Here is a 22435-nt window from a genome sequence, read left to right as displayed (position 1 = left end):
GACGCAAGAGGACCGATCCACGATGACTTCCACCCTGCCCGAGACGTTTGCGCCGCGCGCGGCCGTGCCGGAGCCGGACCTCACCCCGGACGAGATCGTCGCCCGCGCCGAGGAGCTGGCGGCGTCCCTGCCCGCCCGGCAGGCCGAGACGGAGCGGCGCGGATACTACGCCGAGGACACCCACGAGGCGTTCGCCCGCGCCGGCTTCTACCGCATCCTGGTGCCGCGCCGCTACGGCGGCTACGAGTTCGGTCCGTCGACGTTCATGCGGGTCGCCACCGCCCTGGCGCGCGGCTGCCCGTCGACCGGCTGGATGTACCTGTTCGGCGCGGCCCACGCCCTGGTCGCCGCGACCCTCTTCGACGAGCGCACCCAGGCCGAACTGTTCGCCGGCGGCGACTTCGTCTGCCCGGCCACGGTGGCCCCCGCCGGCAGCGCGACGCGCGCCGAGGACGGGTCGTGGCGGGTGGAGGGCACCTGGAACTACTGCTCGGGCGCCCCCTACGCCACCCACTTCATCGGCCACACCCTGGTCTTCGGCGACCCGGACCAGCCGCCCGCGCCGATGCTGTTCATCGCCGAACGGGCACAGTTCGAGCGCCTGGACGACTGGGGTGACCAGCTGGGCCTCAGGGGCAGCGGCTCGCACAGCATCCGCATCCAGGGCGCACACGTCTCCGCCCACCGCACCCTGCCCGGCCACCTCAGCCAGATCCCGGTCACCGACGAGCTGCCGGGACGCACCCTGCACGGCCCCGAGTACGGCGGCGGACCGCTCAGCTTCATGCTGCTCGAACTTGGCGCGCTGGCCGTCGGCATGGCCCGGGGCGCCCTGGACGCGTACGAGGAGCTGATGCGCAACCGCACCACCACGTTCTTCCCGATCGTCCCGCGCACCGAGGACCCGGACTTCCAGTTCCGCTTCGGCGAGGCCACCGGCATGATCGCCACCGCGGACGCGGCGATGACCGAGGCCGTGCGCCAGTGGGAGCAGCTCTGCCTGCGGGACGCCGCGGCCTTCACCCGCGAGGAGGAGCTGCGGCTGGCCACCATCAGCCGCGAGGTGGTCCGCCTGTGCTGGCGGGCCGTTGAGGGCCAGCTGTTCCCGACGGCGGGCTCCAGCTCCGTGCGTGCCGGGGAGCGCGTCGAACGGGTTTGGCGCGACCTGTCGATGCTGCACAGCCACGCCGGCAACGGCGTCTTCCTCGCCTCGCACGCCGGCCGGGAGCTGGCCCGCGCTCACTTCGGCACCGGCCAGTGACCGCCCCCGCCCCGACCCCACCCCACCTGCAGACAGGGACCGATCCAATGGAGCAAGGCTGCCCCTTCGCCCTCGACACCACAGGGCGGGACATCCACGGCGAAGCCGCCGTCCTGCGGGCCCAGGGACCCGCGGTCCCGGTGGAACTGCCCGGTGGCGTCCTCGCCTGGTCGCTGAACGGCCACGACGTCATCAAGAAGGTGCTCGGCGACCCGCGGGTCACCAAGAGCGCCCGCAACCACTGGCCCGCCTTCCGGAGAGGTGAGATACGGCCCGACTGGGAGCTGATCAGCTGGGTGGCCATGGACAACATGGTCACCGCCTACGGCAAGGACCACGTCCGGCTGCGCAAGCTGACCGGCAAGGCGTTCAGCCCGCGGCGCACCGAGGCGTTCCGCCCGCGCGTGGAGGAGCTCACCGACCAGCTCCTGGACGGGCTGGCCCAGGCCGTACCCGGCGAGGTGGTGGACCTGCGCGAGCGGTTCGCCTACCCGCTGCCGGCGCGCCTGGTCGCCGACCTGATCGGCATGCCGGAGGAGGCCCGCGCCAAGACCGCCAAGGTCATCGACGCCATGGTGGACACGACCATCACCCCCGAGCAGGCCCAGGCCGTGCTCGCCGGCTGGCGCGGCGCGATGGCGGACCTGATCGCCGACAAGCGGCGCGAGCCCGGCGAGGACATCACCAGCGACCTGGTGGCCGCCCGCGACGAGGACGGCTCACGGCTGTCCGAGGACGAACTGACCGACACGATCTTCGCGATCCTGGGCGCCGGCTCCGAAACCACCATCAACTTCTTCGACAACGCCATCACCGCGCTGCTGTCGGACCCGGCGCAGCTGGAGCTGGTCCGCTCCGGGCAGGCCACCTGGGACGACGTGATCGACGAGACGCTGCGCGTGGAGTCGCCGCTGGCCCACCTGCCGCTGCGCTACGCCGTCGAGGACATCGAACTCGACGGCGTCACCATCCCTAAGGGTGACCCGATCCTGGTCAACTACAGCGCCGTGGGCCGCGACCCGCGGCTGCACCCGGACGCCCCGGACGCCTTCGACCTCACCCGTGCCGACAAGGAGCACCTGTCCTTCGGGTTCGGCCCCCACTACTGCCTCGGGGTGGGCGTGGCCCGCCTGGTGGCCCGCACCGGACTGTCCCGCCTGTTCGAGCGCTTCCCGGACCTGTCCCTGGCCGTGCCCCGGGAAGACCTCCAGCCCCTGCCGACCTTCATCATGAACGGCCACCGCAGCCTCCCGGTCCGCCTGACGGTGCCGGCCCTGGCCACCACCGCCTCCTGAGCACGCCCCGCCCGGCCGTCCGGGGCCGTCCCGCCACCTGCGGGGCGGCCCCCGTCGTCGTCCCGTGGGGACCGGCGCGCCGCCCTTGCCGTGATCCAGTTATGCATGCAACTGCACAACTTCCCAGGTTCCAGAGGCCCGAGTTATGCACCCCAGGTGCATAAAACTCCAGCGTCGTCGCAGTTCAGAAGGCTGCCGCTATCTTTAAAGAGAGGGCGGGGGTCCGGAGAGCCCGTGCGGCGCCGTGGGGGGAGGCCCTGCGGTCCTCGCGCAAGCGCTCCGGTCCTCGGGGTGGTCGTACCGCGCGAGTCTGACCGGGCCGTGATCCGGGGCGCAGGACGATCAGCAATGGGAAGCGTGGCTGATGCCCCGCCGTGGTTGATCGAGGCACACGCGCGCCTGGCTGTTCGGCCGCCCGTATCGCCGTGGCTGACTGCCGGTGGTTGATGTTCCAACGGGCTCCCGGGTCTTCCCCGCGGCAGGATGGCCGGCATGGCTGGATCCCGGGCACGTGAAAAGCCGGCCGCCCGCCGGACATGACGAACCCGCCCCACGGGACATCCCGTGCGGCGGGCCGTTCGCGCCCGGCCGGTTCAGGCGGCCAGCGGCTGCGCCTGCTGGGAGCCGCGTTCGACGCGTTCCTGCATCTCGGGGCTCATCAGGGCGGCGGGTGAGTCGACGAGTCCGGCCACCCGCATGAACGTGGCCGTCACCTCGCCGTCCACCGCGGCGGCGGCGTGCAGCTTGGCCATGTACATCCCGGACTGCTCCCACTCGAGGGTCCGTACGCCCTCCACCTCCGGATAGCCGAGGTCCGCGCCGGCGGAGAACTGCCACGGCACCTCGATGACGCCGGCGATGTCCCGCAGGAAGGCGAGCGGGTCCACCGCACCCCGCGCCAGGTGGTCGCGCAGCACCATGGCCTCCAGCGCGGAGACCGTCATGCCCTGCCCGTAGACCGGGTTGAAGCTGCACGCGGCGTCGCCGAGCACCAGGTAGCGGCCCGGGAAGCGGGACAGCTTGTCGAAGCGGCGCCGCACACTGGCCGGGTAGCGGAAGACCGTGCCGTCGCCGACCGGTTCGGCGTCGTGGATCGCGTCGTGGATGTCCGTCACCGGCAGGGTCCGGGTCCACTCGAGGAAGCCGTCGAGATCGGCGGGCGCGCTGTCGCCCAGCACGCCGGTCAGGGAGACGACGACCATGCCGTCCTCGATGCGGGACAGGAACGCCCCGCGCCGGTGGCTCGGTGAGGTGACCGGGTTGATCGACAGGTCGCCCGCCAGGACCGAGTCGTCGCGCAGCCGGAACAGCCGGGTGGTGTAGCTCAGGTCGATCCGGATCCGCTCCTCCTCGGGACGCCCGTAGCCCAGTTCCTCCAGCCACACCGGGGTGCGGGAGGCGCGGCCCGTGGCGTCGACGACGAGGTCCGCCGTGATCGTGCGCTCCGCCGATCCCGCGTCGTGGCCATGCACCCGTACGCCGGTCACGTTCGCGTCGTCCTCGTCGGTGACGAGGCCGGCGATGTCGTGGCGCTCCAGGAAGGTGACGTTGCCGAGCCCGGCCACGCGCGAGCGCACCCGGCTCTCCAGCAGCGGACGGGTGGCCGAGACGCAGACCAGTCCGGTGGCGCGGGGGCTGAGCCGCCGGCCGCCGAAGAACCAGCGCAGTTCGCCGAGGTCGCCGGTCGGGATGCCCGCGGCGACGGCCTCGTCGGTGAAGCGCGGGAAGAGCTCGTCGAGGATCTGCTGTCCGCGGGCGAGCAGCCCGTGGACGTGCCGGCCCTGCGGCACGCCCTTGCGCGCCGTGGCCGTCCCGCCTGTGTCGTCGCGCTCGACGACCAGGACCTCGCCGTAGGAGTCGGCGAGCACCCGGGCGGCCAGGAGCCCCGCCATACCGCCGCCGAGCACCACCGCGCGGTCACCCCGCGCACCGGTCATCACAGTCACCTTCCTTCCGTCCTTCCGTCCTTCGGTGGAGTCGTCCGCCGTACTCACGCGGCGTGCCGGGGGCTGTTCTGGTAGGAGGCGAGGAACCACCGGCCGTCCCGCTTGACGACGACCCAGGACGCGTGGACGGCGCGCTCGGGTGCCGGCTCGGCCTCACCCGGCGCCAGGATGCCGCCGCGCGTGATCAGCACGCCGGCGCCCTCGTTGGCGAAGCGGATGTCGATCGGGGTGCCGGTGACGCGGGTGCCCTGGTAGGGGCCCGCGAAGGCGGCCGCGGCGAAGGCGCGGATGGCGTCGCGGCCCTTCTCGTACACGCCGGGCAGGATGAGGGTCCCGTCCGGGGTGAACACCTCGGCGAAGGCGTCGGCGTCGTAGGCGGCCCACGCCTCGACGATGCGCTGGGGCACGGAGGCGACGGCCGCCTTGTCCTCGTCGGAGATCTCGACGGCGGGGGAGGTGGTCTGCGTGGTCATGGGTGCTCTCTTTCGCGGGTTCGAGGGCTCGCGGGTTCGAGGGTGCGCGGGCCGGGGCGGGACGGGACGGGGCGGGACGGGGCGGGACGGGGCTCAGATGTAGAGGGTGTTCGGCTGCTGGCCGCACAGGACCCGGCCGTACAGCTCGGCGTTGGTGTTCGGGTTCATCAGGGCGTGCAGGCTGATGGCCTGGATGTCGCGGGTGATCCGCTGGATCGGCACGTCCCGGTAGACGGACGAACCGCCCGAGGCGGAGGCGAAGATGTCGACGGACTCCTTGGCCAGCCGGACCGCGGTGCCCAGGTCGGCGCGGGCGCGGGCGCGTTCCAGCACCGTCCACTCCTCGCCCGATACGGCCTTGGAGTCGACGAGATCGGCCAGACGGTGCGCGTGGAACTCCGCCTGGTCGGCCTTGAGCACCGCCTCGGACGCCTGAAGGTGCGTCAAGGCTGCCTCGGCCTGCTTGGCGTACCAGGTGTAGGTCAGGGTGCGGCCCGGGAGCCGCTCGAAGAAGGCGTCCTGGGCGGCCCGGGCCAGACCCACCGCGGTGCCGACCGACGAGGCGGCGGCGACCGGCAGCAGCGGGGCCCGGTAGACGGGGGAGCCGGCGTTGAGCTGCGAGGCGTACTGGCCCGTCAGGACGGCCGGCAGCGGCATCACACGCTCCTGCGGGACGAACACGTCCTTGGCGACGGTGGAGACGCTGCCGGTGCCGCGCAGCCCGGAGGTGTCCCAGTCGTCGATGATCTCCAGCTGGTCCATGGGCACGAGCGCCATCAGCGGCAGGTGCTGCCCGTGCGGCATCTCCTGGGCGGCGATGATCTCCTGCCAGTGGGCGTGCCGGGCGCCGCTGACGAAGCCCCACTTGCCGTTGACGACGATGCCGCCCTCCACGGGAGTGGCCTGCGCGGATGGGCTGAGCGTGCCGCAGACCCGGACGTCGGGGGTGGCGAAGACCTCGTCCTGAACGCTGTCGGGGAACAGGCACGTCATGAACGTGGGGATCCAGTACACCGACGCCGTCCAGGCGGCGGCACCGTCGCCGCGCGCCAGCTCGGCGGCCACGTCGACCAGCGTGCGGGTGTCGGCCTCGTAGCCGCCGTACCGCTGGGGCACCCGCAGCCGGAAGACGCCGGCCCCGGCCAGCGCCTCGATCGTCTCGTCCTGGAGCCGGCCGGCGTCCTCGGCCTTCGACGCGTTCTCGCGCAGCAGCGGCGCCACTTCGGCCGCGCGCCGAACCAGTTGCGCACGCGTGGGGATGTCGGCGGTGAGCATCGTGAGTCCTCCCGGGACGTGACAGGTCGTGCAACCAGGCGGTGCTGTCCCGACCCCACACCGCGGCGGGCGATCTCGGCACCTTCCGGATTGCGCAACCGGGACCCCGTCACGACTTCGGCACCTCGCCCGCGGACCGGCCGCAACCCCGCACGGGGGAAGAAGCCCCGGCGCGGCGCGGCTGCCACGATGAGGCGCATGACCGATCAGCACGATGCCGCCACTGACCCGGCGGACGGACACCGGATGCGGCCGCTGACGGGAGAGGAGTACCTCGAGACCCTGCGCGACGACCGCGAGGTCTTCCTCTACGGGGAGCGGGTCAAGGACGTCACCACGCACCCGGCGTTCGCCAACCCGGCGCGGATGACGGCCCGCCTCTACGACGCCCTTCACGACCCCGCCCACCAGGACGTGCTGACCACGCGCACGGACAGCGGGGGAGCGGGGTACACGCACCGCTTCTTCACCACCCCGCGCACCGCCGAGGACCTGGTCGCCGACCAGCGGGCCATCGCGGCCTGGTCCCGGATGAGCTACGGCTGGATGGGCCGCAGCCCGGACTACAAGGCGGCGTTCCTCGGCACCCTGGGCGCTAACGCCGACTTCTACGCGCCCTTCGACGACAACGCGCGCCGCTGGTACCGCGAGTCGCAGGAGAAGGTCCTGTACTGGAACCACGCGATCGTGCACCCTCCCGTGGACCGCAACCTGCCGCCCGACCGGTCCTCCGACGTGTTCGTGCACGTGGAGAAGGAGACCGACGCGGGTCTGGTGGTGAGCGGGGCCAAGGTGGTCGCCACCGGTTCGGCGCTGACCCATGCGAACTTCATCGCCCACCACGGGCTGCCGGTGAAGGAGAAGAGGTTCGCCCTCATCGCCACCGTGCCCACCGGCGCGCCGGGCGTGAAGCTGATCTGCCGGCCCTCCTACACCGCGATGTCCGCGGTGATGGGCTCCCCCTTCGACTACCCGCTGTCCTCCCGGCTCGACGAGAACGACACCATCCTCGTCCTGGACAAGGTCCTCGTCCCCTGGGAGAACGTGTTCGTCTACGGCGACACGGCCAAGGTCCAGATGTTCTCGAGCCAGTCCGGCTTCATGGAGCGCTTCACCTTCCACGGCTGCGTCCGCCTGGCGGTGAAACTGGAGTTCATCGCCGGGCTCCTCGCCAAGGCCCTGGAGATCACCGGCACCCAGGACTTCCGCGGCGTCCAGACCCGCCTGGGCGAAGTGCTCGCCTGGCGCAACCTGTTCTGGGGGCTGTCGGACGCGGCCGCCCGCAACCCGGTGAAGTGGCGGGACGGCGCGGTACTGCCCAACCCGCAGTACGGCATGGCCTACCGGTGGTTCATGCAGATCGGCTACCCGCGCGTCAAGGAGATCGTCCAGCAGGACGTGGCCAGCGGGCTGATCTACCTCAACTCCAGTGCCGAGGACTTCAAGAACCCGGAGATCCGGCCCTACCTCGACACCTACCTGCGCGGCTCCGGGGGCATCGGGGCCGAGGAGCGGGTCAAGGTGCTCAAGCTGCTGTGGGACGCGGTGGGCACCGAGTTCGGCGGGCGGCACGAGCTGTACGAGCGCAACTACGCCGGCAACCACGAGGCGACCCGGGCCGAGCTGCTGTTCGCCCAGACCGCCTCCGGCCAGGTCGACGACTACAAGGCGTTCGCCGAGCAGTGCCTGTCCGAGTACGACCTGGACGGCTGGACCGCTCCCGACCTCGTCTCCTTCGACCATCTGCGCGCATCTCTCCCCGGACTGCTCGGCGGCTGACATCCCCCGCGACGCCGAGCGGGCGGCCGGGGACCCGGAACAGGGTCCCCGGCCGCTCCTTGCCGTCAGCGGCCGAGCAGATCGGACAGGAACGGCGCCAGCACGTCCCCCGACACCTTGCAGTCGAGCAGCAGGGTGCCCTCGGCCCCCTGGGCGGTCCACTCCCGCACCACGCGCAGACCGTCCGGGTCGCGCACGGTGACGGCCCGCGCGCCGAGCGCCCGCGCCACCCCGGCGAAGTCGGTGTCGCCGAAGCGCAGGGTCGCCGCGTCGGCACCCCGGGGCACGTACATGTGCTCCTCGAAGCCGTAGGACGCGTCGTCGTAGACCACCACCAGCGCCGAACGGCCCGAGCGCACCAGGGTATCGAGCTCCGGCAGGCCCATCAGCGCCCCGCCGTCGCCGACGGCGGCCACCGTGGTGCGGTCCGGCCGGCCCACGGCCGCGCCGACCGCGCCCGCCAGGCCCAGCCCGATGCTCTGGAAGGCGGCACCGGTGAACACCAGCCCCGCCGGGTCCGGCACCGGCCAGTACATGGCCGGCCAGCCGATGAAGTGGCCCCCGTCCAGGACGACCGTGCGTTCGGCGGGCAGCAGCGGGGCCAGCGCCAGGCTCAGGGTGCGCGGGTCGATCCGGCCCCCGCCGGAGGCGTCCGGGTGCGGCAGGGCGGCCCAGCCGCTGGCGGCGCGATGAAGGGCACCGGAGGCGACGGCCCGCTCGCGCCACGGGGAACGGGCGGTGCCGAGCGACTCCACCGCGTCCAGCAACTGGGCCGCCACGGCCGCCGCGTCACCGCGTACCGCGAGATCCGCCCGGGGCGCGCGGGCCCCCTCCAGGGTGATCTGGACGACGCGGGCGGCCGGGTCGAGGATCCGCCCGCCGTGCAGTGTGAAGTCGTCCAGGCCCGTGCCGAACGCCAGCACCACGTCCGCCTCGCCCATCAGGGCGGCCGCGGCCGGGGAGGCGAACCCCCCGCACAGGCCGAGCGCGGCGGGGTGCCCGGCGAACATCCCGTTCGCCATGACCGTCGTGGCCAGCAGCGCCCCGAGCCGGTCGCCGAGATCGGTGAGGATCTTCACCGCGCCCGCACGCCAGGCTCCCAGCCCGCCCAGGATCAGCGGACGGCGGGCACCGGCCAGCAGCGCGAGGACCTCGTCGGCCTCCTCGGCGCGGGCACGCGACGGCGGCCGCGCCGACGGCGCCGGCGTCACGGGCACGGGTGGGGCGGGAACGTCGCGGTCCGTCAGGTCGCCGGGCAGGAACAGCGCCACGGGGCACTGTTCGGCGGTCGCGGTACGCACGGCCCGCACGGTGTGCTCCACCACTGTGTCCGGGTCCGTCAGGCGCACCACGGGCACGCCCAGCGAGGCGGCCAGGGCGCTCTGGTCGATGTCGTGGGCGCGCGGGCCCGCCACCGGGGCGTCACCGCACAGCAGGACGACGGAGCTGCGGTTCTTGGCGGCCTCGGCCAGAGCGGTCGCCGTGTTGGCCAGCCCCGGCCCGTGCGTGGTCGTGCACACGGCCACCCGTCCGGTGGCCCGGAAGTAGGCGTCGGCCATGGCCATCGCGCCGCCCTCGTGCCGGGCCGCCGTGTAGTGCACACCGGCCTGCGTCAGTGCGGCGGTGGCCAGGATGTTGCCGCCTCCGACCAGACCGAAGGCGTGCCCGATGCCGCAGTCCGCCAGGGCCCGGGCGACCGCCGTCGCGCATGTCGTCATCACGGGGAGCCCTCCGGGTCAGGCCAGTTCGAAGATGACCTCTCCGACGGTCATCTCGATACGGTTGGTGCGCATCAGCTTCCAGCCGCCCTCGGCGAAGACGGACTCCCAGTCGGTGACGGTGGGCAGGAACGTGCCCATCAGGTCGTGGCCGAGTTCGAAGCCGAGGGTGAAGACGGGCAGGCCGGTGTCGGGCAGGTCGGTGCGGGTGGCGTCGCCGATCAGCAGACGGCGGGCGGCCGGGAACGCCTCACGCAGCCGCCGCAAGGTGCCGATCGCGTTCTCGCGCCGGCCGTCCCGCCAGAAGTCGTGCCCCATCATGAAGCACGTCAGCAGTTCCACGTCGGCGTACTCGGGCCGGGGCTCGAGGCTCAGGACGTCGCCGTGCAGGAACGCGGTGCGGTCGTCCAGGCCCGCCGCGGCCGCCTCCACGCGCGCCACCTCGAGCGCGGGCCGGGCGATGTCGATGCCCACCCCGGTGGTGCCGGGGTGACGGTCGAGGATCTGCATCAGCCGGGCGCCGCTTCCGCAGCCGAGGTCGGCGACCCGGGTGAAGGGGAAGTCCACCCGCCCCATCGCCGCCCGGAACGCGGGGGCGTAGGTGACCTGGTCGATCTCGCGGCAGGCGAAGGCGATGGCGGCGGAGTCGCGCCGGTAGAAGGAGCCGGTGCGGTTCTCGTTGCGCAGCACGGACGGGATCTGCTGGAACAGTTCGGCGCTGCCCCGGGCCAGCCAGTGGAAGAAGGACTTGCTGCGGTACATCTCGTCGAAACCGTCCAGCGTGGTGACGACCGTGCCCTCGCGTCGCACCAGGCCGACCGCGGCGAGCGCGCGGAACAGGCCCGTGGTCGACGCGGAGTCCAGCCCCCGCCGGTCCGCGAAGTCGGCGGTGTCCAGGACCCGGGTGCGGTGCAGTTCGTCGAGCGCGCCGATCTCCCACGCCGCGGCAATGGCCCAGGCGGCCACAGCCGAGTTGAAGAGCGAGGCAATGCCGCGCGTGTTGCTCTGTGCGATGTCCACCGTCACTGCTCAGCACCTCATCCGGGAGAACGTCCGGGCGTCTTGCCCGCGGCGACCATGCTCGGCTTCCCGGCCGCGCGGCGGCATCTCCGAGGCTGCTGTGCCGGTGCGGAGGGTGTACGGGGGCGGTTGCCCGCGCTGCTCAGACGGCCTGTGCGGGTGCCTGGTCCCGCTCGGCCGCCCGGCGCTGCGCGCGCACCCGCAGCAGTGACCGGTACAGCAGGATCGCGGCCAGGCCGGCCGTCCCGTACAGCAGGCTCATGGCCAGGGCCGGGACGAAGGCGCCGAGGGTGACGCACAGGGAGGCCACGAGCAGGCCGACCCGGGCATTGAGGACGTAGGCGGCCATGTACTTGGTGCGGGCTGCGGGATCGACGAGGTCGGCCAGCAGCGCTTGGCGCACCGGGACCGCGGCGATCTCGCCCACGGTGAGCAGCACGGCCGCGGCGATGAGCACCCATCCGGTGTTGCTGACCGCCCAGACCATGTAGCCGACGGTGAAGACGGTGATGCCGGCGTACAGCCGCGCCCGGTCGCTCAGCCGGGTCAGCAGGCCCTTGGCGAACAGCACCAGCACCACCACCAGGGCGGCGTTGACCGCCCGCAGAATGCCGAGGATCGCCGTGCCGTCCACGGCGGGCGCCCACGAGCCGATCCGGGCGAGGACCTGGGTGGGGAACTCGTCGGCGAGACGGACGGCGATGTAGTAGCCGATCTGCATCTCGACGGCGGAGATCAGCGCGGCCGCGATCAGCACCCGCCGGAAGACCGTGTCCCGGGCGACGGCCAGGTAGCCGCGCGCCATGGCGCCGACACCACGGGCGGCGTCCTTGCCGGTCTGCGGCGCGGTCTCGCTGAGCCAGCGTCCGATCACGGCCGTGGTCAGCGCGCTCAGCACGGCCGCACCGGTCAGCAGCCGGGCGAAGTGGGCCTCGTAGAAGAAGCCGCCGATGAGCGCGCCCACGGTGAAGGCGAGGTTCACCGACCAGTAGTTGATCGTGTAGACGAGCGGCCGGTTCTCGGGCGTGGAGACGTCGACCATCATCGCCTCGGCGGCGGGCGTGGCCAGCTGCGCGCAGCAGGTGTTGAGCAGGAACAGCGCGAACGTGGCCCCTCCGGAGGACCACCAGGGCGAGTTGGCCAGGGCCAGCAGGGCGAAGGTCAGGGTCGCACCGAGTTCACCGGCCACCAGCACCGGGCGCCGCCCGTACACGTCGGCGAGATGGCCGCCGAGGAAGTTCGCGGCGATCCCCGCCCCGGCGACCGCCAGCGTCAGCGCACCGGCCGCGGCGGGCCCGTACAGCTCCGAGAGGCGGATCACCAGCAGCGGCATCAGCATGACGGCCAGCAGACGCTGGACGAATCCGACGCCGATGCGCAGCCGGATGTTGGGGTGCAGCTCGCCGAGTCTCATGGGGGCCCTTTCGCGCGGGTGGTCCGCCTGCTCCGGGGAATTCGGCAAAGGCGCAAGGTGAGTCGGGGCGCGATGAGCCCACCACGCCGGCCGCGCGGGCGGCAAGGGGGAAAGCCGGGGCGCCGACGACTTGAACAGATCGGGTCGGGGCCGCCGGGCGAGTTGGCCAAGTCGTCACACTTACGCGGGAACACGTGGCCGGATGCGAGTGGCCCGTGCTTTGCTCGGTGCCGTCCAGTCCGGCCGACCCTGCTTCGTGCTGCCGGTATCGCTCCCGTGGCCGGTTCGCGCCCCTTTTTCCCGGCGGCGGCGGACCGTTGAGATCCCTCCCGGGAGACGCGGACTTCTGACGAGTTCGGAAGGATAACTGGTGTCCCTTTTTGACATACGCAGAATCGGCGGCCGTATCGGCGCGGAGGTGACGGGAGTCGATCTCTCCGCGGAATTGCCGGACGCGGTCTTCGGCCAGATCCACGGGGCTTTCCTGGAACACAAGGTGCTCTTCTTCCGCGACCAGGAGATCACCGACGCGCAGCAGCTGGCCTTCGCTGGCCGGTTCGGGCCGCTGACGCAGAAGCACCCCATGATGCGGACCGTCGACGCCTCGGCCCAGGTGATCCCGGTGGACGGCGAGGACCAGCGCGCCGACCACTGGCACACCGACGTCAGCTTCACCACCACCCCGTCCCTGGGGACCACGCTGCGCAGCGTGGTGCTCCCGCCGTACGGGGGCGACACCCTCGTGGCCAACGCGGCCGCGGGATACAAGGACCTGCCCGCCGAGCTGCGGGAGATCGCCGACCGTTTGTGGGCCGTGCACACCAACCACGCCGAGCAGCCGCGCCTGGGGACCGAGCGCGGTGAGAAGGTCCGCGAGGCCTTCCTGGCACGCCGGTTCGAGACCGCCCACCCCGTGGTCCGGGTCCATCCCGAGTCCGGCGAGCCCGTCCTCTTCCTCGGCGGCTTCGCCCAGTGGCTGGTCGGCCTGTCACCGCGCGAGTCGCGCCCCCTCCTCGACGTGCTGCAGTCCTACGTACGGCGCCCGGAGAACACCGCGCGCTGGACCTGGCGTCCCGGGGATGTCCTTATCTTCGACAACCGCGCCACCCAGCACTACGCCGTCAACGACTACGACCGCCACCGGCGCGTGCTGCACCGGGTCTCCATCACCGGCGACGTGCCGGCCGGTCTGGACGGGAAGCGGAGCTACTCCATCGAGGAGGGCGAATGAGCCGTCCCCGCGCCCAGCAGCCGGCTTCCTTCGCCCGGCGCCTGCGCGACCGCGAACGGCTCGTCGGCTACTGGATCGCCCTGAGCGACCCGGCCGCCACCGAGCGCATCGCCGGCTTGGGCTACGACTACCTCGGCGTCGACGGCCAGCACGGCGTCATGCACCAGCCGGGCTGGCAGTCCGCGATGCTCGCCGTCGACGCTCGCGGCCGCAGCGCCGGGATCATCCGGGTACCCTCACCGGACCCGGTGGCCATCGGCGCCGCCCTCGACACCGGCGCCCGCGGCGTGGTCGTGCCCATGATCGAGACACCCGGGCAGGCGCTCACCGCCGTACGTGCCTGTCGCCACCACCCGGCAGGGACCCGCAGTCTGGCCGGGCCCGTACGGGCGGAGCTGCGCCTGGGCGGCGTGCCCGCCGAGATCGACGACCAGGTCGCCTGCATCGTCATGATCGAGACGGCCGCCGCACTGGAGAACCTGGACGCCATCTGCGCCACCGAGGGACTCGACGCCGTCTACGTCGGCCCCGCGGACCTCTCCGCGGCGCTCGGCGCCCGCTGGTTCGGCGACCCCGCCGCCGCCGGGGCGCTGGAGGACGCGCTGGTCCGCGTCACCGGTGCCGCCGCCCGGGCCGGTATCGCCTGCGGCATCCACGTCCTGGACGGCGAGAGCGCCGCCAAACGGCTCACCGAGGGCTTCACCTTCGCCACCGTCTCCAGCGACATCACCCACCTGCAGCAGGCCGCGGCCCACCACCTGGCGGCCGCCGGCGGGCCCTTCGCCGCCTGAACCGGCCGCCGTATCCCACCGCTTGGGGAACAGTGATGACAGACATGAACCTGCGGCCCAGCCGGGCCGCCCCCGTCGCCCGGTCCCTGGAGGACCTGGTGGGCGGCACACCGCTGCTGCGGGTCGGCCTGCCGGGCCTCGCCGACGGCGTGACCCTGCTCGCCAAACTGGAGATGCTCAACCCGCTCGCCAGCGTCAAGGACCGTGCCGCGCTCGCCATGATGCGCGCCGCCGAGGAGTCGGGCCTGCTGCCCGCCACCGGCGGCACCGTCGTCGAGTGCTCCTCCGGCAGCACCGGCATCTCACTGGCCGCCCTGTGCGCCCGGCGCGGACACCGCTGCGTCATCGTCATGCCCGACAACGCCACCGAGGAGCGCCGCCTGATCCTGCGCGAACTGGGCGCCGAGGTGGTCCTGGTCCCGCACGAGGACGGGCTGGCGGCCGCCTGGGCGCACGCCGAGGAGCTCCAGCGCTCCCTCCCCGGCTCGTGGCTGCCGCGCCAGGACCGCAACCCGGCCAACGTCCGCGCCCACTACGACACCACCGGCCCGGAGATCTGGGAGGCCACCGGCGGCCGAGTCGACGTCCTGGTGTGCGGGGTGGGCACCGGCGGCACTCTCACCGGAACCGCCCGCTACCTCAAGGAACACACCGGCGTGCACGTCGTCGCCGTCGAACCGGCCCGCTCCGCCGTGCTGTCGGGCGGCGAGGGCGGCCCGCACGGCATTCCCGGCATCGGCGCCGGCTACGTCTCCGACATCACCGACCTCACCCTCGTCGACGAGGTCGTCGCCGTACCTGACGAGGCCGCGGCCGCCACCGTGCGCGAGGTGGTGCGCGCCACCGGCCTGCCCGTCGGGGTGTCCTCCGGTGCCGCCGCGTGGGCCTCGCGGAGCGTCGCCGCGCACCCCCGCTGGGCGGGCGCCACGGTCGTCACCGTCTTCCCCGACAGCGGGGAGCGCTATCTGTCGACGAGGCTCCGCTGACCGTCGTCTCCGCACGGAAAGACAGGCAGACATGTGCCGGATCCACGGCTACTTCAACGCGGTGGCCACACCGCACGAGATGTGCACCGTCGCCGCCCTCCAGCGTCACGGCGGCCCGGACGCCACCGGCATGACCCGGGCCCCCGGATGGGGCCTGGGCTACGACCGGCTCGCCGTCGTCGACCTGGACGGCGGACGGCAGCCGTACGGGCTCGGGGGCCCCGTCCAGGCCGTGTTCAACGGGGAGATCTACAACCACGACGAACTGCGCCGCCGGCTGCGGGCGCGCGGCCACGTCTTCGCCGACCGCTGCGACGGCGGTGTCGTCCCGGCCCTGTACCTGGAGTACGGGGAGGACTTCACCGAACACCTCGACGGCATGTACGCCATCGCACTGGTCGACCGGCGCGGCGAGGTGCCCCGGCTGCTGCTGGCCACCGACGGCATCGGGATGAAGCCGCTCTACTACCGGTGGGACGAGGCGGCCCGCTCCCTGCACTTCGCCTCCGAGATTCCCGCCCTGCTGGGCTTCGGCGCGGTCGGCGCCCGGATGCGGGACACCGCTCTGGACGCCTACCTGGCCACCCGTACGCCCTTCGGCGAGCAGACCATGTTCGAGGACATCGAGGTAATGCCGCCGGGCACCACGCTCGTGTGCGACCTGGGCGGCACCCCTCGCCGCCGGTGCCGCGTGGCGGCCGCCGCCGAACTGCCCGAGCCGGACAGGGCCGCCGAACTGGTGCGCGACCTGCTGCGCGAGGAGGTCGGCCGGCTGCTCGTCGCCGACGTGCCCGTCGCCCTGATCACCTCGGGAGGACTGGACTCCAGCCTGGTCACCGCGCTGGCCGCCGAGCACGGCCCCGTGCACTCCTTCAACATCGCCTACCGGGGTGACTGGCCGTTCGACGAGCGGCACTTCGCCCGTGCCGTTGCCGAGCACGTCGGCACCGACCACCACCAGGTCGAGATCGACCCGGCCGGCTTCCCCGCCCTGCTCGAGGAGACCGTCCGCCACCTCGGCCAGCCCAACGCCGACCCGATCGCCCTGAGCACGTACGCCCTGTTCCAGGCCGTACGGCAGGCCGGGTTCACCGTCGCGCTGACCGGGGACGCGGCCGACGAGGTGTTCGGCGGCTACGCGCGGATGCACGCCGCGGCCCGGACGGCCGCGGCCGGCGGAGACTGGGCCACCGCCTACCTCGACGCGCTCTCCGCGGCCCCGGCCGCCACGCGCGCCGGGCTCTACACCGACGCCTACCGCGACCACCTGCGGCACGTCTCCCCGATGCCCGAGACAGCCCATCAGGATCTGCTCCATGGGCCCGGCAGCGTCCTGGAGCGCATCACCCGCTTCGAACTGGGCCACCGCCTGCCCGCCTACCACCTGCGCCGCGTCGACCACCTGAGCATGGCCGGTTCCGTCGAGGCGCGGCTTCCGTTCTGCCAGCGGTCCCTGGTGGCTCTGGGCCGGGCGCTGCCCGATGCCCTGCGCATCGACGGCGGGCAGGTCAAGCGCACCCTGTACGCAGCCGCCCGGGGGCTGCTGCCCGACAGTGTGCTCACCCGGCCCAAGCAGCCTTTCACCCTGCCGGTCAGCACGATGCTCACCCCCGGCACGCCCCTGTGGGAGTTCGCGCGGGACCTGCTGCGGCCCGCGCGCCTGGCCGCCGACGGGCGGCTCGAGGGCGGCGCCGTCGACGCCCTGTTCGACGCGCAGGCATACCGTCCGGGCGACACCACGGCGTTGACGCTGTGGGCAGTGCTCGTGCACGAGGTGTGGCGGGAGCAGTTCCAGGGCGCGGGCAGTCTCGCCGCCCCGCCCGCCCCCGTGGCGGTGGCGGCATGATCGGCCACCTCGCCCACGCCGGCGGCAGCCCCTGCCCGACGTTCGTGCTGGACGCCGCCCGGCTGCCGCGCGAGGACACGGCACTGCTGGGCCATCTGACCGAGGCCCGCCGCTACCTGACCTCCGCGGGCGGCGCCCACGTACTGAAGATCGCCCTGGTGGAACCGTCCGCGCACCCGATGTTCGACCTCGACTACCGGTTCGTCCAGGCCCTGCCCGGCGGACCCGACCGGTTCGACGTGCGCGGCTCCTGCGGCCACTCGGCACTCGCGGCGGTGGTCGCCGCCGCCCGCTCGGGCATGCTGCCGAGGCTCGTGCCCGGGACCCGGGTACGGGTACGGGTACACAACACCGGCGACAGCGTGGTCTGTGAGGTCGACCGGGTCGAACGCGACGAGGTCGGTTTCACCGTCACCTTCGTCCAGCCGCGCCCGGTGCCCTTCGCCGAACTGCTGCCCACCGGGCGGACCTCGACGGTGCTGGAGGCCGACGGGCAGCGCGTGGAGGTCTCGATGGCGGCGAGCGCGAACACCTACGCCTTCGTCGACGCGCGCTCGCTCCAGGTGGCCGACGAGGCCGCCCTGTTCGCCGCTGGCGGTGATCTGCTCCGGCGCCTGGAGTCGCTGCGTGCCGCCGCGGCCGGGTGGCTCGACTGGCCGCCCGGCGGCGCCTTCCCCAAGATCGCGGCCGTGCTGCCGGGAGAGGATGGCGGCATCGCGGTGCGTGCCCTGACCGTGCCCGGCTGGCATCCCACCCTCGCCCTGACCGGGGCGGTGTGCCTGAGCACGGCCGCGCGCATCCCCGGCACCGTGCCCTGGCGGATCACACGCGAGACGGACGCCGGCGACGGGCGCCTGGACATCACCACCCCGGGCGGCCGGATGGCTGTCACCTCGGTGGTCTCCCTGCCCGACGGCACTGACGGCACCGACGGCGGCGGAGCCCTGCTGTGGTCCTCCGTCGCCCGCAAGCACGTCACCTTCCAGGGCTCCTTCGCCCTGGCGCCCCTCAGTCACCTTCAATTCGAGGAGGTCGCCCAATGCCTGGCGTTGTCGGGAGCCGTATGAGACCGCGGCTGACGCCCGCGTTGCGCGCGCTGCTGCGCGAGGGCGCCGATCAGGCCGACACGGCCGGCGAGGTGGACCGTGAGGCGCTGGCGGCCCTGCGCGCCAGCGGCCTGCTCGCCACCGCCGTCCCCACCGCGCACGGCGGTGCGGGCCGGGACGCCGCCGCGGTGAACGCGCTGGTCGAACAGATCGCCGCCGTCAACCCGTCGATGGCGATCATCGCGTTCCAGCACTTCGCCGTCAGCGCCCGGATCGCCGACTGGGGCACCGCGCGGCAAAAGGCCCGCTGGCTGCCGTCACTGGCCGACGGGACCTGGCTGGCCGCCTCCGCGTGGAGCGAGAGCGGGGCGGGCGCGGCCAAGCAGAACCTGTCCACGGCGGCGGAGCGCCGCGCGGACGGCACCTGGGTGCTCAACGGCACCAAGGCCTTCACCACCGGCGCCGGCGTCGCCGACCTCTATCTGGTCCTGGTCCGCACCGCCCGGCCCTCCGGCGCACCGGCGGGCGGTTACGGGGCAGCGGGGCAGACCTTCTTCCTCGTCGGTGCCGACAATCCCGGGCTGGTCCCCGACCTCGGCCTGGACCTGGCCGGCATGCGGGGCTCCGCGACCGGTCTGATCACCCTCGACGGGGCCGTCGTCGCGGACACCGACCGGCTCGGCCCGCAGGGGCAGGCCGCCACCGTCATCGCCTCGGTCCGCGAGAGCGGGGCCAGCCTTGGAGCGGTGGCCGTCGGCACCGCGCAGGCCGCCTTCGACCTGGCCGTCGCGCACGCCCGCGACCGCGGGCTCATGGACCTGCCCGCCGTACGGCATCGGCTGGTGGGCCTGGCCACCCGCCTGGAGGCGGCCCGCGCCGTGGTGGAGCGGGCCGGGGCGCGCACCTCCGCCGACCCGGGCCTGACCACCCTGCACAGCAAGCTGTACGCGACCGAGGCGGCGGAGGAGATCTGCCTCGACGTCGCCCGCATGCTCGGCTCGGCCGGATACCGGGACGGGGCGCGGATCGGCCGTCTGCTCGCGGACGCGCGCGGCGTCTCCCTCATGGGACCGACCAACGACCTGTGCCGGGAGCTGGTGGCGGTGTCGTGGACCGGCTGACCCGCGCCCCCGAACTCGTCGTCAGCGGCCGCAGGCTGGTCACCCCGCAGGGCGTGCGGCCCGGCCACGTGTCCATCTCCGGCGGACGGATCACCGCCGTCACGGACACCGATCCCGGGCCCGCCGCGGTCACCCGCCTCGACGCGGGCGAGCACTACGTCCTGCCCGGACTCATCGACTCCCACGTCCACTTCCGTACCCCCGGCCTCATCCACAAGGAGGACTGGGAACACGGCAGCAGGGCTGCCGTCCGCGGCGGTGTCACGACCGTGATGGACATGCCGAACACGGTGCCGCCCACCCTGCTCCCCGAGGCGGTGCTCGCCAAGGCGGCCCTCGTCGACGGCCACTCCCTGGTCGACTACCGGTTCCACCTCGGGCTCGACCCGGCCCACCCTGAACTGCCGGCCGAGCTGGAGCCGCAGATCGCCACCAGCGTGAAGATCTTCATGACCGGGCACCACACGGCGCCCACCGTGGTGCGCGACGCCGGCCAACTGGAGAAGGCGTTCGCCGCGGCCGCCGAGGGCGGCGTCCAGCTGGTCCTGCACGCCGAGGACGACGGGCTGTTCTCGCTGCTGGACGCCTGGTGGGGCGAGCCCGGCAGCTATCTGGAGTACGAGGCGCGCCGCCCGCGCAGCGGCGGCATCGTCGCCGTCGCCAAGGTCCTCGAACTGGTGCGCCGTCACGGCACGCGTGCTCACGTCCTGCACCTGTCCAGCGCCGAGGAGGCCGACCTGGTGTGCGCGGCGCGGGCGGCGGGGCTTCCCGTCACCTTCGAGGTCACCGGGCACCACCTTTCGTTCACCGACAGGGACACCCGCCGTCTGGGCGCCCGTACCCGGCTGTCGCCGTCCATCCGCGGCACGCGTGACCAGGACCGGCTGTGGCGGGCGCTGCGCGAGGGCCAGGCGGAGACGCTGGGCAGCGACCACGCCCCGCACACGGTCGCGGAGAAGACCCGGGGCGTCGCCCAGTCGCCGCCCGGGCTGCCCGGCGTCCAGGAACTGGCGGTCGCCGTGTGGACGGGCATGCGCAGGCGCTGGCCCGGAGAGGACCCGGACGTGGCCGCCGCACGCCTGGCCCGGCACCTGTCCGCCCGCCCGGCGGAGCTGTTCCGGCTGCCCGGCAAGGGACGCCTGGAGGCGGGCGCCGACGCCGACCTGGTGTTCTTCGCACCCGACGTGCCCTGGATGCTGTCCGCGTCCGAGGTGGAGAGCAAGTGCGGCTGGTCGGCGTACGAGGGATGGACCTTCACCGGCCGCGTCGAGCGGACCCTGCGCGCCGGCCGCACCGTGTGGGACGCGGCCACGGGTTCCTTCGGTGACTACGACGGCCGCCTGCTGGGCGCGTCGCCCGCCCGCCCCGCCGCCCCCTCGGCCCGCGCGGCCGGATCGGAGACTCCAACGCCATGAGACGACGCCAGACCGTATTCATCGCGGGGGGCGGTATCGGCGGCCTCGCCGCCGCCGCGGGCCTCGCCGCACGCGGCTTCGACGTCACGGTGATCGAGCAGGCCGCCGGTGTCCGGGAGGGCGGCTCCGGGCTGATGCTCCAGCCCAACGGCCTGCGCGCCGCCGACGCGCTCGGCACCGGCCTCGGTGCCCGCGTCCGCGCCACCGGGCACGTCACCGCCCCCGACGAGGTGCGCGTCCTGATGGACTCCCGGGGGACGGTGCTCGCCGAGGAGCCCGTCGGGGCCGCCGTCCGGTCGGCGGGCGCCCCGCAGATCCCCGTCCTGCGGTCGGCGCTGCACCGGGCCCTGCTCGACGAGGCCGTCACCGCGGGCGCCGCCCTGCGGATGGCCACCGCCGTCGAGGACTACACCGGCCACGACGACCACGTCACCGTCCGCCTCTCCGACGGCAACGCCGCCGCCTGCCAGGTACTGATCGGTGCCGACGGCATCCACTCCGCGGTGCGGCGCCGCATGCTCGGCGACGGGCCCCCCGTCTACCGCGGCTACACCTCGGTGCGCGGACGCACCCGCGGCTCCGTGCTGGGGCAGCGCGGCCACGTCGTCAACGGCCGCGGCATCCAGTTGTTCATCGCCCCCGTCGGCGACGACACCCTGTACTGGACCGCCAAGATCACCGCACCCGAGGGGGAGTGGCCCGCCAAGGGGCCCGAGGAGGCCCGGCGCGCCCTGCTCGCCGCGATGGAGGGCTGGTACCCACCCGTGGTCGACCTGGTGCGCGCCGCCGACCCCGGTGACGTCGTCGTCACCGACATCCACGACCGCGATCCGGCCTCGTGCTGGACCGACCACCGGGTCGCCCTGCTCGGCGACGCCGCCCACCCCATGGTCCCGGCCCTCGGCCAGGGCGCCAACATGGCGCTCGAGGACGCCGCCGTGCTCGCCGACCGCCTCGGCGCCTGCGCCCACGTGCCCACCGCGCTCGCCGCCTACGCCCGCGAACGCATGGACCGCACCGCCGCCGTCGTCCTGTCCTCGCGCCGTCAGGGCGCCCTCGACCAGGGCGCCGACCAGGACGGCGAGCGCCGGCGCAACACCCGTATGCGGGAGGCCGGCCGGAAGGACCAGGACGCGCTCGACATCGCTGCGTGGAGGCCGGCCCCCGTGTCCGCCGACCCGGCGCCCTCCCTCACTCCACCGAAGGGTCCCGATACCGTGCGCACACCCCACATCGTGCTGCTCAGCGGCTCCCTGCGGGCCGGCTCGACCTCGGACCAGGTGGCCCAATGGTGCGCCCGGCGCGTCACGGCCGCGGGCGCCACCGCCCGGGTCTTCACCGGAGCGGAACTGGACTTCCCCGCCTACCGGCCCGGTCTGGCGGGCTGCCACGCGGGCGTCGCCGGGTTCCTCGCCGAACTGCGCCGCGCCGACGGCGTGGTGCTCGTCTCCCCGACCTACCACGCCAGCGTCTCCGGGCTGCTGAAGAACGCCCTCGACGTGGTCAACGAGATCGACGGGCCGCAGCCCTACCTCGACGGGCGCGCCATCGGCACCGTCGCCGTCGGCGCGGGAGCCCAGGGCGCCGCCACCACCCTCACCACCCTGCGCACGATCGCCCACGCGCTGCGCGGCTGGCCCGCCCCGCTGGGCGTGGCCGTCACCCGGGCGCCCGCACCGCCAGCGGCCGCACACCGGCAGCAGGCGCCGGACGAGGCGCGCCTGGACGAGATGGTCCGCCAGGTGCTGTGGCTGGCCGGCATCCGCGCGGCGGCGGCCGACGGCACGAGGAGCGTCCCGGCGGCGGCCTGACACCGGT

The 22435-nt window shown here is 73.5% G+C and carries 17 protein-coding genes; 11 read left to right on the top strand and 6 right to left on the bottom strand.

Going from position 1 to position 22435, the window contains the following annotated elements; genetic code table 11:
- Window positions 1-22: 22 nt before the first annotated feature.
- The gene (locus AC6F7H_RS33660) at window positions 23-1261 is read left to right on the top strand and encodes an acyl-CoA dehydrogenase family protein (protein WP_500762451.1); all 1239 of its coding nucleotides are present in this window, start codon (window positions 23-25) and stop codon (window positions 1259-1261) included.
- A gap of 47 nt (window positions 1262-1308) precedes the next feature.
- Window positions 1309-2556 carry a cytochrome P450 family protein gene (locus AC6F7H_RS33655; RefSeq protein ID WP_500762449.1) on the top strand — a complete coding sequence of 416 codons (1248 nt, stop codon included), beginning with the start codon at window positions 1309-1311 and terminating at the stop codon, window positions 2554-2556.
- 593 nt (window positions 2557-3149) lie between these two features.
- Here the strand turns inward: AC6F7H_RS33655 and AC6F7H_RS33650 are convergent.
- From AC6F7H_RS33650 to AC6F7H_RS33640, 3 genes are all read right to left on the bottom strand, one after another.
- Window positions 3150-4493 (bottom strand): FAD-dependent oxidoreductase, encoded by a 1344-nt coding sequence (locus AC6F7H_RS33650; RefSeq protein WP_500762448.1) that lies wholly within the window; start codon window positions 4491-4493, stop codon window positions 3150-3152.
- A gap of 53 nt (window positions 4494-4546) precedes the next feature.
- Complete coding sequence (locus AC6F7H_RS33645; RefSeq protein ID WP_500762446.1) at window positions 4547-4975, bottom strand: SgcJ/EcaC family oxidoreductase; 429 nt, start codon at window positions 4973-4975, stop codon at window positions 4547-4549.
- Between the two features lie 93 nt (window positions 4976-5068).
- On the bottom strand, window positions 5069-6250 hold the full coding sequence (locus AC6F7H_RS33640) for an acyl-CoA dehydrogenase family protein (protein WP_500762444.1): 1182 nt from the start codon (window positions 6248-6250) through the stop codon (window positions 5069-5071).
- Between the two features lie 198 nt (window positions 6251-6448).
- Here AC6F7H_RS33640 and AC6F7H_RS33635 point away from each other — a divergent pair, with 198 nt between their 5' ends.
- Window positions 6449-8029, top strand: coding sequence for a 4-hydroxyphenylacetate 3-hydroxylase family protein (locus AC6F7H_RS33635; RefSeq protein WP_500762442.1), 1581 nt, complete (start codon window positions 6449-6451; stop codon window positions 8027-8029).
- Window positions 8030-8094: 65 nt separating this feature from the next.
- On the opposite strand, the gene AC6F7H_RS33630 is transcribed toward AC6F7H_RS33635, so the two are convergent.
- From AC6F7H_RS33630 to AC6F7H_RS33620, 3 genes are all read right to left on the bottom strand, one after another.
- Window positions 8095-9747, bottom strand: coding sequence for a thiamine pyrophosphate-binding protein (locus AC6F7H_RS33630; RefSeq protein WP_500762440.1), 1653 nt, complete (start codon window positions 9745-9747; stop codon window positions 8095-8097).
- An 18-nt stretch (window positions 9748-9765) separates the two neighbouring features.
- Entirely contained in the window at window positions 9766-10773 is a 1008-nt protein-coding gene (locus AC6F7H_RS33625; protein ID WP_500762438.1) for a methyltransferase domain-containing protein, read from the bottom strand.
- 136 nt (window positions 10774-10909) lie between these two features.
- A complete protein-coding gene (locus AC6F7H_RS33620) occupies window positions 10910-12181 on the bottom strand; it encodes an MFS transporter (RefSeq protein WP_500762436.1) in 1272 nt (423 codons plus the stop codon).
- A 370-nt stretch (window positions 12182-12551) separates the two neighbouring features.
- On the opposite strand from AC6F7H_RS33620, the gene AC6F7H_RS33615 reads away from it, so the two are divergent.
- Genes AC6F7H_RS33615 through AC6F7H_RS33580 form a run of 8 tightly spaced genes read left to right on the top strand, consistent with a single transcriptional unit; the run spans window position 12552 to window position 22428 of the window.
- A complete protein-coding gene (locus tag AC6F7H_RS33615; RefSeq protein ID WP_500762434.1) occupies window positions 12552-13412 on the top strand; it encodes a TauD/TfdA dioxygenase family protein in 861 nt (286 codons plus the stop codon).
- Window positions 13409-14203 carry an HpcH/HpaI aldolase family protein gene (locus tag AC6F7H_RS33610; RefSeq protein ID WP_500762432.1) on the top strand — a complete coding sequence of 265 codons (795 nt, stop codon included), beginning with the start codon at window positions 13409-13411 and terminating at the stop codon, window positions 14201-14203. Before AC6F7H_RS33615 ends, AC6F7H_RS33610 begins: the two co-directional genes overlap by 4 nt.
- Window positions 14204-14238: 35 nt before the next feature.
- The gene (locus AC6F7H_RS33605; protein WP_500762430.1) at window positions 14239-15189 is read left to right on the top strand and encodes a PLP-dependent cysteine synthase family protein; all 951 of its coding nucleotides are present in this window, start codon (window positions 14239-14241) and stop codon (window positions 15187-15189) included.
- Between the two features lie 31 nt (window positions 15190-15220).
- Window positions 15221-17035, top strand: a complete 1815-nt coding sequence (gene asnB / locus AC6F7H_RS33600; protein WP_500762428.1) for an asparagine synthase (glutamine-hydrolyzing) — start codon at window positions 15221-15223, stop codon at window positions 17033-17035.
- Entirely contained in the window at window positions 17032-18102 is a 1071-nt protein-coding gene (locus AC6F7H_RS33595) for a PrpF domain-containing protein (protein WP_500762426.1), read from the top strand. The genes asnB and AC6F7H_RS33595 overlap by 4 nt, the downstream gene beginning before the upstream one ends.
- Entirely contained in the window at window positions 18099-19202 is a 1104-nt protein-coding gene (locus AC6F7H_RS33590) for an acyl-CoA dehydrogenase family protein (RefSeq protein WP_500762424.1), read from the top strand. The genes AC6F7H_RS33595 and AC6F7H_RS33590 overlap by 4 nt, the downstream gene beginning before the upstream one ends.
- Complete coding sequence (locus AC6F7H_RS33585; protein ID WP_500762422.1) at window positions 19190-20617, top strand: dihydroorotase; 1428 nt, start codon at window positions 19190-19192, stop codon at window positions 20615-20617. The genes AC6F7H_RS33590 and AC6F7H_RS33585 overlap by 13 nt, the downstream gene beginning before the upstream one ends.
- Window positions 20614-22428, top strand: coding sequence for an NAD(P)H-dependent oxidoreductase (locus tag AC6F7H_RS33580; RefSeq protein WP_500762420.1), 1815 nt, complete (start codon window positions 20614-20616; stop codon window positions 22426-22428). The genes AC6F7H_RS33585 and AC6F7H_RS33580 overlap by 4 nt, the downstream gene beginning before the upstream one ends.
- Window positions 22429-22435: the final 7 nt, after the last annotated feature.

Source organism: Streptomyces sp. MMS24-W38 (assembly GCF_059889265.1).
The sequence above is the reverse complement of the archived record's forward strand: the minus strand, read 5'-3'. Positions and strand labels throughout refer to the sequence as shown.